Genomic DNA, 15,909 nt, shown 5'->3' with positions numbered 1-15,909 from the left:
GGGGCCGTGGACGGGGCACCGCATCCGCCGCAGAGGGAGGCCGCCCGTGCGCCCATCGACCAGGGGCCCCGCCGCGCCGCAGAGCGCGCAGGCCCCCGCAGCGGCCGACCCCGAGGCGGAGTTCTCGCTGACCCGGCTGTTCGACGCCGTCGCCGACGCGGTGCCCGGGCGGACCGCCCTGGTCGCCGGGGGCCGCGTGGTCTCCTACGCCGGGCTGCGCGCCCGCTCGGACCGGCTGGCCCGGCACCTGGCCGCGTCGGGCGTGCGCCGCGGCGAGCACGTGGCGATCCTGTCCTTCAACCGGGCCGAGTGGGTGGAGTCCTTCCTGGGCGTGCTGCGCGCGGGCGCGGTCCCGGTGAACGTCAACTACCGGTACGTGGCGGGCGAGCTGCGCCACGTCCTGGCCGACTCCCACGCGGTCGCGCTGATCGCCGAGGAGTCCCTGGCCGCGACCGTGGCCCGCGTCCGCCCCGACCTGCCCCGGCTGCGCCACGCGGTGCTGCTGGAGGACGGCGCGGACCCGGGGGCGCGCGAGGCCGTGCGCGCCGCCTTCCCCGGGGCCGCGGCCTACGAGGACGCCCTGGCCGGCGCCCCGGAGGGCGAGCCGCTGCCGGCCACCTCGGGCGCGGACCACTACCTGCTCTACACCGGCGGCACCACCGGCTACCCCAAGGGCGTGCTGTGGCGCCAGGCCGACATCTTCCGGGCGGCGGTCGAGCGCCGCTCCCCCGGCACCCCGCGCGCCCGCTCCCCCCGCGACGTGGCGGAGCGCGCCCTGGCCTGCTTCCCCCAGCGCATGCTGGTCCTGGGGCCGCTGATGCACGCCGCGGGGCAGTGGAACGCGCTGAGCATGCTGCTGTGCGGCAAGCGGGTGGTCCTGTCCACCGACCGGAGCCTTCGCGCGGAGCGGGTGATCGCGCTGGCCCACCGGGAGGGCGTGCACACGATCCAGGTGGTGGGCGACGCGATGGCCCGCCCGCTGGCCCGGCACCTGCTCACCGAGCCCGGCCTGTGCCCGGAGCTGTCGGCGGTGCGCTCGGGCGGTACGCCGCTGACCCCGCCGGTGCGCGGGCTGTGGCGGGCCTGGCGCGAGGACATCACCCTGGCCGACGCCTACGGGGGCTCGGAGACGGGCGTGTGCGGCTCGGCGACCGGCGGGGACGCCGGGGGCGAGCCGGAGCCGCTGACCGGCTCCCCGGACGGGCGCAGCTTCACCGTGGGCGGCAGCATCTCCGTCCTGGACGACCGGCTGGCCCCGCTGCCGCCGGGGTCCCCGGTGATCGGCCGGATCGCGCGGACCGGGCGCATCCCGCTGGGCTACTACAACGACCCGATCGCCACGGCGCGCACCTTCCCCACGGACCCGCGGGGGCGGCGCTGGGCGCTGTCGGGCGACTTCGGCACCCGCGCCTCGGACGGCGCGGTCGTACTGCTGGGGCGCGGCAGCGTGGTGATCAACACGGCGGGCGAGAAGGTGTACCCCGAGGAGGTCGAGGCGGCCCTGAAGGCGCACCCCTCCGTGGAGGACGCCATCGTGGTGCCCGCCCCCGACGAGCGGCTGGGCCAGCGGGTCACCGCGCTGGTCTCCCTGGCCCCGGGGCAGGCACCGGACGAGCCCGGCCTGCTGGCGTTCTGCCGGGTGCGGCTGGCCGGGTTCAAGGTGCCCCGGACCGTGCACTTCGTGGACCGGGTGCGGCGCACCGCGGTCGGCAAGCAGGACTACCGGTGGGCGTCCTCGGTGGTCCGCAGCGGCGCCTGAGGCGGCCGGAGGCGGCCCTGTGGAGTCCCGCGGTGCGTCACTGCGGGACTCCTCCTTTTTCGGTTCCTGTACGGGCGGGATCTCTGCGCAACCGAAAAAAGGAACATTGACGTATAAAACGCCTGTTCATCTCACCCTTTCCCTCCCCCCGCACCCCCCGTGGCACGGGGTGGGGTGATCCGCACCCCTCCCCCGCCGCCGCGCACGGCGACCGTTTCCGCTTGTACCTTAGAAGAAGCCCGGTCGAGGACCTCCCCCGGTGCGGGGAGACCCGTCCCACCGCGGCCGTACGAGCAGTCGAAGGACCCCGCGACGGACCGGGCGCCTCCGGGCCGCGCGACGAGCGGTCCGCGCCCCTCCCCCGAACCGGCGGCGTCCCTTTCCCCGGACACGCCCGCAGAGAATGAAGAGGAACCCGGATGCCAGCGAATCTCTGGACGATGGCCCTGGCCATGGACACAGCGGTCGAGGAGGAGATCGTCCACGAGTACGAGGGGTTCATCGGGTGGGTCCTGAACCTCATGGTGACGCTGGGCGAGCCCGGCGTGGGCGTCGCCCTGTTCATCGAGACCTTCTTCCCCCCGATGCCCAGTGAGGCCGTCCTGCCCGGTGCGGGCTTCCTCGCCTACGACGGCCAGATGAACGTCTGGCTCGCCATCATGTGGGCCACCATCGGCTGCCTCGTCGGCGCCTGGGGCTTCTACGCGATCGGCGCCCTGCTCGGCCGCGAGCGCACCATGTGGCTGGTCGAGAAGACCCCGCTGCTGGAGATCAACGACTTCTACAAGGCCGAGCGCTTCTTCGAGCGCTTCGGCGGCATGGCCGTCCTCCTGGGCCGGTGCGTGCCCCTGGTCCGCAGCTTCATCTCCGTGCCCGCGGGCATCGAGCGCATGCCGCTGCTGAAGTTCTCCGTCTACACCGTCATCGGCTCGGCCGTGTGGAACACCATCTGGATCGGCCTGGGCTTCGTCTTCGGCCCGGCCATCAAGCCGATCCTGGTCCAGTGGAGCGGCCTGATCAGCAACATCGTGCTGGTGGTCATCGCCCTGCTGTTCCTGTGGTTCGTGGTGGTCCGGGTGCGCAAGATCCTCAAGGCGCGCGCCGAGAGCACCCCCTCCGCCTGACCGCCGGGACCGCGGTCCCGGACCGACCGAAGGGCCCCTCGCGGGGTCCGCACGGCGCGGGGTGCCGGGGCGCGACCGACCGGTCGCGCCCCGGCTGAGAGCACACCCGTCGAACCTGCCCTAGTTAGCACTAGCGAAGGAACGCCATGAGCGCGTACAACATCGTGTCCATCGCCGGCAGCGACCCCAGCGGGGGCGCCGGCATCCAGGCCGACCTCAAGGCCTTCTCCGCCCACCGGACGTTCGGGATGAGCGTGGTCACCGCCCTGACCGCCCAGTCCACCCGCGGCGTCACCGGCGTCCACACCGTGCCCGCCGACTTCGTCGTCCACCAGATGGACACCCTCTTCTCCGACGCGACCGTGCACGCCGTCAAGATCGGCATGCTCGGCACCGCCGAGGTCACCGCGGCCGTCGCCGACGCGATCGGGCGGCACGGGCTGCGCGGCGTGGTCGTGGACCCGGTGATGGTGGCCAAGAGCGGGGACCGGCTGCTGGAGGCCTCCGCCGTCAAGGCGCTGCGCACCGAGCTGCTGCCCCGGGCGGACCTGCTCACCCCCAACCTGCCCGAGGCCGCCGACCTGCTGGACGAGGCCGAGGCGACGGACCTGGAGGGGATGCGCGCCCAGGCGCACCGCCTGCTGGAGCTGGGCCCGCGCCGGGTGCTCCTCAAGGGCGGACACCTGGAGGGCGGGGAGAGCGTGGACGTCCTGGTGTCCCGGGAGGGACCCGACCGCGAGTTCTCCGCCCCGCGGGTGCCCACCCGCAACACCCACGGCACCGGCTGCACCCTGTCCTCGTCCATCGCGGCGCTGCTGCCGCAGCGGCCGGACACGGCCGCCGCCGTGGCCGACGCCAAGGCCTACCTGACCGAGGCCCTGCGCCGCGCCGGCGAGATCGACGCGGGCGGCGGCCAGGGCCCCGTGCACCACTTCCACGCCTGGTGGTGAGGGGCCCGGACACGGGAGGGGGGACCGGCCCGGGCCGGTCCCCCCTCGTGCGCTCGGCTCGCGGAACCGCCCGCGCGCCCTACTTCCTCTCCACGCCGTCCACTCCGTCGACGCCGGGCCCCCTGTCGAGGTCGTCCATGACGACGTCGGGGTCGCGCCAGTCGGGGTGGGCGAAGAACCTGCGCGTCTCGGCGACGACGACCGGCGACAGCAGCAGCAGGCCGATGAGGTTGGGCAGCGCCATCAGCCCGTTGGCGATGTCGCTGAACAGCCACACGGCGTCCAGGCTGGCGGTGGCGCCCACGAACACCACCAGGACGAACACGACGCGGTACGGCAGCACCAGCTTGCGCCCGGCCAGGTAGACCACGCAGCGTTCGCCGTAGTAGGACCAGCCCAGGATGGTGGTGTAGGCGAAGACCGCCACCGCGATCGCGACGAAGACCGGCGCGAACGCGCCCAGCAGCGGGCTGATGCTCCCCAGACCGGTCTCCATGGCGCCGGTGGTGAGCAGGACGCCCTTGGCGCTGCCCTCCGCGCCCGCGGCCTCGTCGGAGTACCAGACGCCCGTGGTGATGATCATCATCGCGGTCAGCGTCAGCATGATGATCGTGTCGATGAACGTCTGGGTCATCGACACCAGCGCCTGGCGGACCGGCTGGTTGGTCTTGGCGGCGGCGGCCGCGATGGCACCGGTGCCCAGGCCGGACTCGTTGGAGAAGATGCCGCGCGAGACGCCCTGGCGGATCATGAACATCAGGCCGGCGCCGGCGAAGCCGCCGATCGCGGAGGTGCCGGTGAAGGCGCTCTGGAAGACCAGGCCGAAGGACGGCAGGATCCGGTCGTGGTTGGCGGCCAGCACGAGCAGGTTCATGATGATGAACCCGAGGATCATGACCGGGACGACGGCGGCGGCGACCCGGCCGATGCCCTTGATGCCGCCGATGAGCACGACCGCCGTGAGCACCATCAGGACGGCGCCGATGATCCACTGGTCGATGCCGGTGACGTTGTTGATGGAGTCGGCGACGGCGTTGGCCTGCGTGCCGTTGCCGATACCGAAGGCCGCGATGGCGCCGAAGACCGCGAAGGCGCCGCCGAGGAACATCCCCAGGCGGCCGGGCAGGCCGCGGCGCAGGTAGAACATCGGGCCGCCGGCCTGCTCGCCCTTCTCGTCCCTGGTCCGGTACTTCACGCCGAGCAGGGCCTCGCTGTACTTGGTGGCCATGCCGAAGACGCCGGTGACCCACATCCAGAACAGCGCGCCGGGGCCGCCGACGCCGATCGCCAGGCCGACGCCGGCGATGTTGCCGACGCCGATCGTGGCCGCCAGCGCGGTGCTGAGCGCCTGGTAGTGCGAGATGTCGCCCTCGGAGCCCTCGGCCGTCTCCTTGCGGCGGACGAACGCGAGCCACAGGGCGTGGCCGAGCTTGGTGAACTGCAGGAGCTGCAACCGGACCGTCAGGTAGACGCCGGTGATCAGGAGCAGGGGGATGAGTACGAACGGGCCCCAGACGACGCCGTTCAGTACCCCTGCCATTTCCAGGAGCTGGTCCACGGGGCATCTCTCTATCGGTGGGTGGGTGGGGGCGCGGAGGCGGCCGGCGCCGCCGCGGGGTCTGCGGTGTCCGCGCGCTCGCACCGGCGCCGACGGGCGCTCCGCGGTATCGGCAAAGAATTACAGCGGCGCGTCACGAAACCGTCACGCCTTTTCGACATATCTCCTGCGCGTTCGCCTCGTGCGCGGCGGCCCGCGCCGCGGGGGATGCGCCCCGTCGCGGCGCCCGCGGGCCGGCCGCCGGGGGTCAGGCGGGGTCCCCGTCACCGCCCGTGGCCCGGCTGCGGGCGAGTTCGGCGAGCATCCGCGCCGTCTCCTCGGGGTCCGCGCCGCGCCCCACCGCGATGCCGAGCAGGTAGGCGGTGAGCGGCGCCGCGGGGCGGGCGACGGAGTGCGCGGCGTCCTTGGCGAGGTCGAGGATCAGGTCGACGTCCTTCCGGTCCAGGGCCTCGGTGTCGGGCAGCCCCAGCGCCTCGCGGACCTCCTCGGCCCATTCCACGAGAGTCATCGTTCCACTCCTCAGAGCCATCGTTCGATCACGTGATGCGATCTTAGCCACCGCCGCGCCACCTGCGGGACACCCCGGAACGGGGGCGGCGTCCGCGGCCCGTCACCGTGCGCTCGGTGAGCCCACGCCCGCGCGACGCGTCCGGTTCCCTCCGCGCCCCATCCGGGTTCACCGGGCGCGCCTAGCGTCGGAGGCACGTCCCCCCGGCGTTGGGAGCCGCACGCATGTCCCCCCTCGATACCCTCCGCGACCCGATCCCCGCCCGCGACGACGGGCAGCGCCCGCTGCGCGTCGCGATCGTGACCGAGTCCTTCCTGCCCCAGGTGAACGGGGTGACCAACTCCGTGTGCCGGGTCGCCGACCTGCTGGCCTCCCGGGGCCACCAGGCGCTGATCCTGGCCCCCGGGCACCGGGGCCCCACCCGCCACGCGGGCTTCCCGGTGGTGCGCACGCCCTCGGTCCCGCTGCCCGTGTACCGCGACTTCTCGCTGGGCCTGCCCGCCCGGCGCACCCTGACCACGGCCATCCGGTCGTTCTCCCCGGACCTGGTCCACCTGGCCTCGCCCGCGCTGATGGGCCTGGCCACCGTGGAGGCGGCCCGCCGCTGGGCGCTGCCGACGGTGGCGGTGTTCCAGACCGACCTGCCGGGTTTCGCCCGCCGCTACGGACTGCCGGGGCACGAGCACCTGTGGTCGGTGCTGCGCCGCGTCCACGCGGCCGCGGACCGCACCCTGGTGCCGTCCTCCGCGACGATGGAGGCCCTGTCCTCGCGCGGCTTCCCGCGCATGGCGCTGTGGCGGCGCGGGGTGGACGTGCGGCGCTTCCACCCGGGCCACCGCGACGAGGAGCTGCGCCGCGCCCTGGCCCCGAACGGCGAGACGATCATCGGCTACGTCGGGCGGCTGGCCAAGGACAAGCGGGTCGACCTGCTGGAGCACGTGCTGAAGCTGCGCGGGGTCAGGGTGGTCGTGGTCGGGGACGGCCCGGAGCTGCCCCGGCTGCGGCGGCGGCTGCGCGGCGCGGTCTTCACCGGCCAGCGCACCAGCGGCGAGCTGTCCCGGCTGTACGCCTCCCTGGACCTGTTCGTGCACACCGGGGCCGACGAGACCTTCTGCCAGACGGTCCAGGAGGCGCTGGCCTCGGGGGTGCCGGTGGCGGCCCCGGCCGCCGGCGGTCCGCTGGACCTGGTGGAGGACGGTGTCAACGGACTGCTGTACGCGCCGGACTCGGTGCGCGAGCTGCGGGTGGCCGTGGGCCGCCTGGCCCACAACCGGACGCTGCGCGCGGAGCTGGCGGGGCGGGCCCGGTCCTCCGTGGAGCACCGCACCTGGGACGCGGTGGGCGACGAGCTGCTGGCGCACTACCGGTCGGTGCTGGCCTCCAGCCGCGAGCTCGCGGCCGGGGGGCGGCCGGTCCTGCCGTCCCGCTGAGCCCCCCACCGACGAGGGGCCCCGCCCGGGCGCGTACCCGGGCGGGGCCCCGTCCCCCGATGCCCGCGCGGGCCCGGCCGGCCGGGCCCGCCGCGCGGACCTGGCCCGCAGGGCTAGTGCACGGGCTCGGCCACCGTCCTCGGGGCGGGCGGCTCGACCCCGGCCGCCGGAGCGGTCAGCAGCAGGTCCAGCACCTCCGACAGCCGGTCCACGTGGGCGCGGATCCACGGCAGCGCCAGCGGGTCGGTGGCGGCCAGCGCGGCGTAGCGGCGCTCCTCGGTGTCGCCGTACAGCAGGCTGGTGGCGACCCGCATGCGCAGGGCGCCGGGCCCCTCGCCGAACTCGACGGCGGGCAGCACGCCCGTGCCGAACCGCTCCAGCAGCAGGCCGGTGAGCGCGGGCCCGGTGGTGACGCCGTGCAGCCCGGCCAGCCGCTCGCGCAGCGGCTCGAAGTCCGGGTAGAGGTAGAACGCGGCGCGCGGCGGGGCGACGGTCGCCCCCGCCCCCGTGAACACGTCGGCGACGGCGCGGGCGACGATGCCGTGCAGGCGGCGGCTGCGGTCGATGTGGTCCGCCAGTTCGGCGGGCTCGGTGAAGGCGTGCGCGGCGGCCTGCTGGACGGGGGCCGCCGGGCTGGACCAGATCTCGCTGGCCACGCCGAGGAGCCCGCCGCGCAGCCGGCGCCCGATCTCGGAGTCGGGCAGGCGCAGGACGCCGATCCGCCAGCCGCCCAGGGCGAGGTTCTTGCTGAGGCCGGTGGAGATGACGGTGCGCTCGGGCGCGAACTCGGCGGGGCTGTGCACCCGGGCGGGCTGTCCGTCCGGACCGGCCGGGTGGACGAGGTCGCGGTAGATCTCGTCGGAGATGATCACCAGGTCCAGCTCGCGGGCGACCTCGGCCAGGCGGCGCACGGTGTCGCGGCTCGCCACCGTGCCGGTGGGGTTGTCGGGCAGGGTCGCGATGACCGCGTTGACGGTGCGCCCCTCCTCGCGGGCGGCGGTGACGGCCGCGTGCAGGAGGTCGGGCTGGGGGACTCCGCCCTCGCCGCCGCCCGCGGTGGGGACCAGCAGCGGGCACGCGCCCACCAGGCGGCTCTGCGCGGCGTAGCTGACCCAGCTGGGCGCCGCGATGGCGGTGTCGCCGCCCAGTTCCAGCAGGAGGCCGTAGAGCAGCGGCTTGCTGCCCGGACCGGCGATGACCAGGTCCGGGTCGGTGGGCAGTCCGCGGCGCCCCCAGTAGCCAGCGGCGGCCTCGCGCAGGGCGGCGACGCCGGCGACGGGGCCGTAGGCGTTGGCGCCGTTGCCCGCGGTGAGGCGGTCGCGCATGACCGGGTGGACCGGCAGGCCCGCCTCGCCGAACCCCAGTGGAAGTACGCGCACCCCCTGGCGGCGCTTCTCGGCGAGGGCTTCGTTGACGGCGAGGGTCGCGGAAACAGTGACGGCCATGTGATGACTCATCTCCGGCTCAAGGTCGGTCGTGCGGCCGCCCGGTGGCCGGGCGGCCTCTCACCCTCACCCTGCCCACCTGGGCACTTCAGTACAAGCGACTCTTTTCGATGGTGAGCATAAGCTGTCCTTATGCTCGACCTCCGACGCCTCCAGATCCTGCGCGAGTTCTCCGTCCGCGGCACCATCGCGGCCACCGCGACGGCCCTGGGGTACACGCCCTCCGCCATCTCCCAGCAGCTGTCCGCCCTGGAGCGGGAGACGGGGGTGGCCCTGCTGGACCGCACCCCGCGCGGCGCGGAGCTGACCGACGCCGGCCGACTGCTGGTGGTCCAGGCCGAGGACATCCTGGCCCTGGTGGAGGCCACGGAGTCGATCCTGGCCGAACAGGCCGACGTCGCCCTCGGCGTGGTGACGGTGACGGCGTTCCCCACCGCGGCCGTGGCGTTCGCGCCGCTGCTGGCGCCGCCGCTGCGGCGGCACGAGGGGATGCAGCTGGTGCTGCGCCAGACGCTGCTGTCGACGGGGACGGAGAAGGTGCGCTCGCGCGAGGTCGACATCGCCCTGGTCGACGACTGGAGCGGCCAGCACCCGGGGCGGGGCGCGGACAGCGGGCTGCGCCACGTCCACCTGCTGCGCGACCCGATGGTGCTGGCCGTCCCACAGGGGCACCGGCTGGCCGACCCGCGCCGGCCGGTGGTGCTGGAGCGGCTGCTGGGCGAGTCGTGGATCGTGGCTCCCGAGGGCGAGCGCTCGCGCCACGGGACGGACGCGCTGCTGGCGGGGGTGGGCGGACTGCCGTCGGCGGCCTGGGAGTTCGAGGGGCTGGGGACGGTGTTGAGCCTGGTCTCGCGCGGGATCGGGATCGCGGCCGTGCCGTCGCTGGCGATGGTGGGCGCCCCGGCGGGGCTGGTCCACCGCACCCTGCCCGGCCGGGTCCCGGCCCGGCACGTGTACGCGGTGGTGCGCCCGGCGTCGCTGCGCCGCCCCGCAGTCCAGGTCACCCTCCAGGCGCTGCGGACGGCGGCCCGGACGGTGGACGAGGAGCTGGCGGAGCTGACCGACCGGCCCCTCTGACCGGCCGCGGCGGCCCGTCCGCCGCCCGCGCCGCCGGGCGGACGGCCCCGGACACGACGGTGGCCCGGCCTCCGGCCGGGCCACCGCGGCACATCGCCGCGCCGGTGTCCTTCATCCCTCTTCTTCGCCGCCCCTGCGCCGCGCCCGGTCGACGCGGCGGCGGAGCTTGCGGCAGACGTGGAGGGCGCGGTCCCGGTCGTCCCGGGCGTTCCACCACCGGGCGTAGGCCTCCAGCCTCCGTTGTCGCAGTGCCTCCAGTTCGGCCTCCATACGGTTCACCCGGTGTTCCAGGTCGATGCGCTCGCGTTCGAACGCGGACATGTCGCGTTCGTGGAATCCCGCGTCGCGCTCGGCGTTGAACAGCCGGTCGTCGATGGCCTCGTTCCCGTCACCGCCGCGGGTGATCCTGCCGAGGCCGCTGCCGCGTCCACTGATGCCTTCGAACCACACACCCCAATGTGTTTCCCGAGCCGGGGGGATATCACCGTCAGCCACGCAAAGAATGCGGAAAGTGGCAAAAAGCCAATTCCTCACAATCCAGACAAAGCAGACAAAATACCCTGCGAGTCCCTGGGGGACCCTTGACCGCCCTCAGGCGGCCAGCCGCTCCAGGCGGGCGGGCCGCGGCGCGGCCGGCAGCAACCGCCGGTAAACCTCCTCGAACCGGTCCAGGGAGCGGTGGTGGTCGTGCCGGGCCGCCAGCTCCCGGCTGGCCTCCCCCATCGCCCCGCGGGCCCTCCCCGAGCCCAGCACCGCGAGCAGCCGGTCGGCCAGCGCCGCCGCGTCGCCGGGCGGGAACAGGAACCCGTTGCGCCCCTCCTCCACCAGGTGGGGCAGGGCCATCGCGTCGGCGACCACCACCGGCAGCCCCGTGGACATCGCCTCCAGCGTGGCGATGCTCTGCAGCTCCGCCACGCCCGCGATGGCGAACACGTCGGCCGCCGCGTACACCAGGGGCAGCCGCGCGTCCGGCACGAAGCCCAGGAGGAACACCCGGTCGGCGACGCCCAGTTCGGCCGCCAGCGCCCGCAGGCCGGCCTCGCAGCCGCCCTGGCCCGCCACCGCCAGCTGGACGTCCCTCTCCCGGGAGACCCGGGCCAGCGCCCGGACCGTGTCGGCGATCCGCTTCTCCTCGTCCAGCCGCCCCACGAACACGACGGTCTCCCGGTCCGGGAGGCCGAATTCCTCCCGCAGCGCCGACCGCTCCGCCGGGCGCGGGTGGAAGCGGCCCAGGTCGATGCCGCACGAGATCGGCTCGACCTCACCGCCGAACCCCTTCTCCCGCAGCAGTTCGGCGGCCCGCGGGGTCGGCGTCGTCACGTGGTCGGCGGCTCCCGCCACCCGCACCATGTCCCGCCACGCCAACCCGCCCGCCGCGGCTCGCAGCGCCGCGGGGATCCGCGCGTGGGCGTACAGGTTGTCCGGCATGAAGTGGTTGGTCAGCACCACGGGGATGCCCGCCGCGCGACCCCGGCGCATCGCCGCCCGGCTGAGCGGGAAGTGGCTCTGCGCGTGGACGACGTCGGGGTCCAGGCGCTGCACCAGGCGGGCGATGTGGCCGCCCATGCCCAGCGGCACGGCGGCGCGCATGTCGGTCTTCTGCACGGGGATCGTCGCCGACCTGAGCCGGTGCTCCATCACGAGCCCCCTGCGGCGCACGTAGGGTTCGCCCTCCTCGGAGGGGCAGACCACGTGCACCCGGTGCCCGCGGTCCGCGAGGCCCTCGGCCAGCCGTCGGGTGAAGTACCCGGCGCCGTTGACGTCGGGCGGGTAGGTGTCGGAGGCGATGAGGACGCGCAGCGCTCTGGGCCGGGCCATGGGTGGGACTCCTTCGTTCAGCGGTCGCGGGTACGGGTCGTGCTCGTGTGCGCGGCTGCCCCCTTCGCCTCGGGGTTGCGGTGGCGGGTGCGGGCCAGCGCGATGGTCCCCGCCATCGCCAGGGCGGCGAAGGCGAACGCGCCCACCTGGTCCGCGGGCGTCTCCGGGGCCCCCTCCCCCAGCAGGATCGCGCCGATCCCCACACTGACCACGGGGTCGGTGATGAGGAGGGTCGCATAGGCCGCCGCGAAGTGGCCGGTGCGGTAGGCGTTCTGCATGAGCAGGCCGCCGAAGGCCGCCAGCACGACGGCGAGCAGGGTGAGCCAGCCCACGACCGTGGTCCAGTCGGCGACGGCGTTGGCGGTGATCACCCGGGCCAGGCCCGAGGTGGCGCCCATCGCGGTGCCGCCCGCCAGCGCGAGCGCGATCGCGCGGGCGCCGCTGGGCATCCAGTGCGCCGTGAGGTAGACGGCCAGGCCCGCGGAGAGGGTGGCCCCGGTCAGGACCAGGGCGACCCCGGTGGGCATGACGGGCAGCTCCGAGCCGTGCGGGAACGTGAGCAGCACGCCGATGAGGCCCGCCATGACGGCGACCCCCGCGATGATCTGCGAGGGCCGTACGCGCTGGTGGTTGAACAGCGCCGACAGGACGATGGCGAACAGCAGGCCCGTGACGCCGATCGGCTGGATGACGGTGAGCGGCGCACCGCTCAGGGCCAGCAGGTGCAGGCAGACGCCCGCCCCGGCGGCGAGGGTGCCCAGCAGCCAGCGCGGCTGGCGCAGCAGGTGCAGCAGGAACCCGGCGCGGGCCACCTGGCCGCCGGGGGCGCGCACGGCGTCGCGCTCCTGCAGGGCCGAGCCGAGGGCGAGCGCGAAGGCGCCCGCGACGGCGAGGAGGACGGACCAGACCACCGTCACCACCGCCGGGGTACGGACCGCTCCGGTCCCATCGTCGTCGCCTCCACCACTCTCGTCGTCTCCTCCCGCTACCCGCACGGGCGCGGGTGCACACGGCAACGCTACGGGCGGGGTCCGTGACGGGGCGAGGACGCCAGCGCCCCTCCCGGGGGTGGTCCTCACCCCACCCCCGCCCGGGGGTCCTCCCCCAGCATCCACCGGAGCGGGCCGCCGCACGCCTTCCAGCGGCTCGGACACGCCGGACCGATGTCGGGATGCCCGCCGCGGAAGGGGCGGTGCCGGGGCCGGGGGCGGCCGGACGCGCGAGCCGGTTCCGGCCATCGGCAGGGCGCTGCTGCGCCGGAGGGGGTCGCCATGGCACCATGTCCCCTATTGGTCTAGACCGGATAGGAGCGCCCTCCGTGCCTGATATCTCCCCCTCACTCCTCGCCTCCCGCCCCGTGGTCCCGCGGCCCGCCCAGGTGGTCCCCGGCGAGGAGGGCGGACTCACGCTGACCGCCGCGACCAGGGTCTCCGCCGACCCCGAAGCCCGGGGCACCCTCGTGTGGCTCCAGCGTGAACTCGGCGCGGCGACCGGGTTGCCGCTGGCCACGGGCGCGGAGGACAGCGAGATCCGCCTCAGTGTGGACCCCGGCGCCGGGCTCGGCCGCGAGGGCTACCGGCTGATCGTCGACGACGAGGGCGCCATCATCATCGGCAACGACCCGGCCGGGGTCTTCTACGGGGCCCAGACCCTGCGCCAGCTGCTGCCCGCCGCGGCGCACCGGGACGCCCCGCTGGGCGACACCGCCTGGACGCTGCCGGCGGTGCGGGTCACCGACGCCCCCCGGTTCGCCTGGCGCGGCCTGATGCTGGACACCGCCCGGCACTTCATCCCCAAGCGGGAGGTGCTGCGCTACATCGACCTGCTCGCCCTGCACAAGATGAACGTCCTGCACCTGCACCTGAGCGACGACCAGGGCTGGCGGGTCGAGATCCGGCGCTATCCGGAGCTCACCCGGAAGGGGTCCTGGCGCACCCGCAGCCAGGTGGGCGTCCCGCGACCGGGCGAGGAGCCGGAGTTCGAGGAGCGCCCGCACGGGGGCTTCTACACCCAGGACGACATCCGCGAGATCGTCGCGTACGCCAGCGCCCGGCACATCGGCGTCGTCCCGGAGATCGACGTCCCCGGCCACTCGCAGGCGGCCATCCACGCCTACCCCGAGCTGGGCGAGGCCGGAGAGATCCCCGTGGGGCAGCGCTGGGGCATCTTCGAGGAGGTGCTGGCGGTCACCGACGGGGTCGTCGAGTTCTACAAGAACGTCATCGACGAGCTGCTGGAGCTGTTCCCCGGCACGTACTTCCACGTGGGCGGCGACGAGTGCCCCAAGACCCAGTGGAAGGGCAGCGAGACCGCCCGCGAGCGCATCCGCGCCGAGGGGCTGGCCGACGAGGACGAGCTGCAGAGCTGGTTCATCCGGCAGCTGGACGACCACCTCACCGCACGCGGGCGCCGCCTGGTGGGCTGGGACGAGATCCTGGAGGGCGGGCTGGCTCCCGGCGCCACGGTGGTGTCCTGGCGCGGCGAGGAGGGCGGCATCGCGGCCGCGCGGGCCGGCCACGACGTGGTCATGTCCCCCACCGCCACCTCGTACCTGGACTACAAGCAGTCGGAGTCCGAGGACGAGCCGGTCAGGGTCGGCACGCTGCTGCGGACGGAGGACGTCTACCTGGCCGAGCCCGTCCCGGCGGAGCTGACCGCGGAGGAGGCCCGGCACGTCCTGGGCGCCCAGGTCAACGTGTGGACCGAGCACATCGACACGCCGCGGCGGCTGGACTACATGGTGTTCCCGCGGCTCTCGGCGTTCGCCGAGAAGGTGTGGTCCGCCCACGAGCGCGACTACGCCGAGTTCGAGCCGCGCCTGCTGCACCACCTGACGCGCCTGGACGCGGCGGGCGTGGAGTACCGCCCGGTGGACGGGCCGCGGCCCTGGCACACCCGCCCCGGCGTGCACGGCTGGGGCTGACCCGCACCGCCGGGGGCCGCGCCGCGCGGTGCGGCCCCCGGCGGCGTGTCAGAAGTACGTGGCGACGACGTCGACGACCGTGTCGGCGTCGTCGACCACGGGGATGCTGCGCCACTTGTCGAACGTGGTGCAGGGGTGCGAGACCCCGAACGACATCAGGTCGCCCGGGCGCACGCCCAGCTCCGGCGGGACGTCCAGGTAGGCGTGCTGGTCGTCGAACTTGCGCACCTCCACGCCCGCGGCGGCGACCGCGGACCCGTCCGCCCGGCGCAGCACGCGCGGAACCGGCAGGTCCTGGTCGTACCCGGCGTCGCGGCGGCCCATCCCGGCGATCGCCAGCCCCTCCTCCGGCGCGGACACGATGCGGGCCCACAGCTCCAGGGCGCCGGTGAGCGCCTCACCGCCCTCGGGCAGCCGGTTGAACGGCGTGACGCGGCGGTACAGGCCGTCGTCGTGGGTGATGTAGGCGCCGCTGCGCAGGACCGGGACCGCCTCGGCCATGCCGCCCAGCTCCTCGGCCACCAGGTCGAACCAGGCGCTCCCGCCCACCGACACGTACGGCCGTCCGCCTCCGGGGAACAACCCGGCCTCCACCAGGGCGGCGGCGTCGCCGCGCAGGTCCCGCAGGAACCCGCGGACCTCCTCGGCCCCGGACAGCGGCCCCTCGTACCCGGCCACGCCGGACAGGACGCCCCCCGGGACCCGCGCGAGGGCACGGGCCAGCTCCAGCACCCGGGCGCGGGTGCGCGCCCCGGTGCGTCCGCCCGGGACGCCGCGCTCGACCAGCACGCCGGGCGGCCGTCCGCCCCCGTACCCCTCCAGGCCACGGGCCAGGGCGGCGACCCCCTCGGCGGAGTCGACGTAGAACAGGAACTCGAAGCCCGGGTCGGCGGCACCCTCGTCCGCGGCCCAGCGGATCACCTCGGGTTCGAGCAGCTCGTTGGCCAGCAGGATCCGCCGCACCCCGAACCGGCGCACGGCCAGGGCCTGGTTGGCGGTGGCGACGGTGATGCCCCAGGCCCCCGCCTCCAGCTGGCGCTCCAGCAGGGCGGGGGCCATCGAGGTCTTGCCGTGCGGGGCGAACAGCAGCCCGTGGCGCCGGGTGAACCCGGCCAGTGCCGCGGTGTTGCGGGCGAGCGCGGACTCGCGCAGGACCAGCAGGGGCCACGTGAACGGTCCGTCGAACAACCGGTCGCGGCGGGCGGCCAGGTCGGCGGCGGCGACCGGCTCGCCCGGCCACCACACCCCCTTGGTCCGCCAGTCGACGGGTTCTGCGATGTCCGCCCGGTCGCTCACGTGGCTCCGCCTCTCCTGTGG

13 protein-coding genes are annotated in these 15,909 nt (G+C 74.7%); 6 read left to right on the top strand and 7 right to left on the bottom strand.

From position 1 onward, the window contains the following. Positions 1-46: 46 nt before the first annotated feature. The 3 genes from BUE45_RS05185 (at position 47) to thiD (ending at position 3,833) form a co-directional block, all read left to right on the top strand. Positions 47-1,759, top strand: coding sequence for an acyl-CoA synthetase (locus BUE45_RS05185; RefSeq protein WP_073375746.1), 1,713 nt, complete (start codon positions 47-49; stop codon positions 1,757-1,759). A 419-nt stretch (positions 1,760-2,178) separates the two neighbouring features. Beyond that, positions 2,179-2,883 carry a DedA family protein gene (locus BUE45_RS05180; RefSeq protein ID WP_245832822.1) on the top strand — a complete coding sequence of 235 codons (705 nt, stop codon included), beginning with the start codon at positions 2,179-2,181 and terminating at the stop codon, positions 2,881-2,883. Positions 2,884-3,029: 146 nt separating this feature from the next. Further along, on the top strand, positions 3,030-3,833 hold the full coding sequence (thiD, locus tag BUE45_RS05175) for a bifunctional hydroxymethylpyrimidine kinase/phosphomethylpyrimidine kinase (RefSeq protein WP_073375742.1): 804 nt from the start codon (positions 3,030-3,032) through the stop codon (positions 3,831-3,833). Between the two features lie 79 nt (positions 3,834-3,912). On the opposite strand, the gene BUE45_RS05170 is transcribed toward thiD, so the two are convergent. After that, positions 3,913-5,391, bottom strand: a complete 1,479-nt coding sequence (locus BUE45_RS05170) for an alanine/glycine:cation symporter family protein (protein ID WP_073375740.1) — start codon at positions 5,389-5,391, stop codon at positions 3,913-3,915. Positions 5,392-5,638: 247 nt separating this feature from the next. Continuing rightward, positions 5,639-5,899: a DUF6457 domain-containing protein gene (locus BUE45_RS05165; protein ID WP_073375738.1), complete on the bottom strand. Its 261-nt coding sequence runs from the start codon at positions 5,897-5,899 to the stop codon at positions 5,639-5,641. Between the two features lie 224 nt (positions 5,900-6,123). Between BUE45_RS05165 and BUE45_RS05160 the strand changes: the two genes are divergently transcribed. Further along, positions 6,124-7,329, top strand: a complete 1,206-nt coding sequence (locus tag BUE45_RS05160; RefSeq protein WP_073375736.1) for a glycosyltransferase family 4 protein — start codon at positions 6,124-6,126, stop codon at positions 7,327-7,329. A gap of 113 nt (positions 7,330-7,442) precedes the next feature. Here BUE45_RS05160 and BUE45_RS05155 read toward each other — a convergent pair whose 3' ends face one another. Further along, the gene (locus BUE45_RS05155) at positions 7,443-8,774 is read right to left on the bottom strand and encodes a pyridoxal phosphate-dependent aminotransferase (RefSeq protein WP_073375734.1); all 1,332 of its coding nucleotides are present in this window, start codon (positions 8,772-8,774) and stop codon (positions 7,443-7,445) included. Positions 8,775-8,906: 132 nt separating this feature from the next. Here BUE45_RS05155 and BUE45_RS05150 point away from each other — a divergent pair, with 132 nt between their 5' ends. Continuing rightward, the gene (locus tag BUE45_RS05150; RefSeq protein WP_073375732.1) at positions 8,907-9,851 is read left to right on the top strand and encodes a LysR family transcriptional regulator; all 945 of its coding nucleotides are present in this window, start codon (positions 8,907-8,909) and stop codon (positions 9,849-9,851) included. 111 nt (positions 9,852-9,962) lie between these two features. On the opposite strand, the gene BUE45_RS05145 is transcribed toward BUE45_RS05150, so the two are convergent. From BUE45_RS05145 to BUE45_RS05135, 3 genes are all read right to left on the bottom strand, one after another. Further along, positions 9,963-10,301 carry a hypothetical protein gene (locus tag BUE45_RS05145; RefSeq protein ID WP_073375730.1) on the bottom strand — a complete coding sequence of 113 codons (339 nt, stop codon included), beginning with the start codon at positions 10,299-10,301 and terminating at the stop codon, positions 9,963-9,965. Positions 10,302-10,442: 141 nt separating this feature from the next. Further along, on the bottom strand, positions 10,443-11,669 hold the full coding sequence (locus BUE45_RS05140) for a glycosyltransferase (protein ID WP_073375728.1): 1,227 nt from the start codon (positions 11,667-11,669) through the stop codon (positions 10,443-10,445). A 17-nt stretch (positions 11,670-11,686) separates the two neighbouring features. Then, positions 11,687-12,580, bottom strand: a complete 894-nt coding sequence (locus BUE45_RS05135; protein ID WP_073376422.1) for a DMT family transporter — start codon at positions 12,578-12,580, stop codon at positions 11,687-11,689. 407 nt (positions 12,581-12,987) lie between these two features. Between BUE45_RS05135 and BUE45_RS05130 the strand changes: the two genes are divergently transcribed. Beyond that, positions 12,988-14,592: a beta-N-acetylhexosaminidase gene (locus BUE45_RS05130; protein ID WP_073375726.1), complete on the top strand. Its 1,605-nt coding sequence runs from the start codon at positions 12,988-12,990 to the stop codon at positions 14,590-14,592. 48 nt (positions 14,593-14,640) lie between these two features. Here BUE45_RS05130 and BUE45_RS05125 read toward each other — a convergent pair whose 3' ends face one another. Then, the gene (locus tag BUE45_RS05125) at positions 14,641-15,888 is read right to left on the bottom strand and encodes a type III PLP-dependent enzyme domain-containing protein (protein ID WP_073375724.1); all 1,248 of its coding nucleotides are present in this window, start codon (positions 15,886-15,888) and stop codon (positions 14,641-14,643) included. Between the last annotated feature and the right edge of the window lie 21 nt (positions 15,889-15,909).

Origin of the sequence: Nocardiopsis flavescens (genome assembly GCF_900141985.1) — a bacterium.
Classification (GTDB): Bacteria; Actinomycetota; Actinomycetes; order Streptosporangiales; family Streptosporangiaceae; genus Nocardiopsis; species Nocardiopsis flavescens.
The sequence above is the reverse complement of the archived record's forward strand: the minus strand, read 5'-3'. Positions and strand labels throughout refer to the sequence as shown.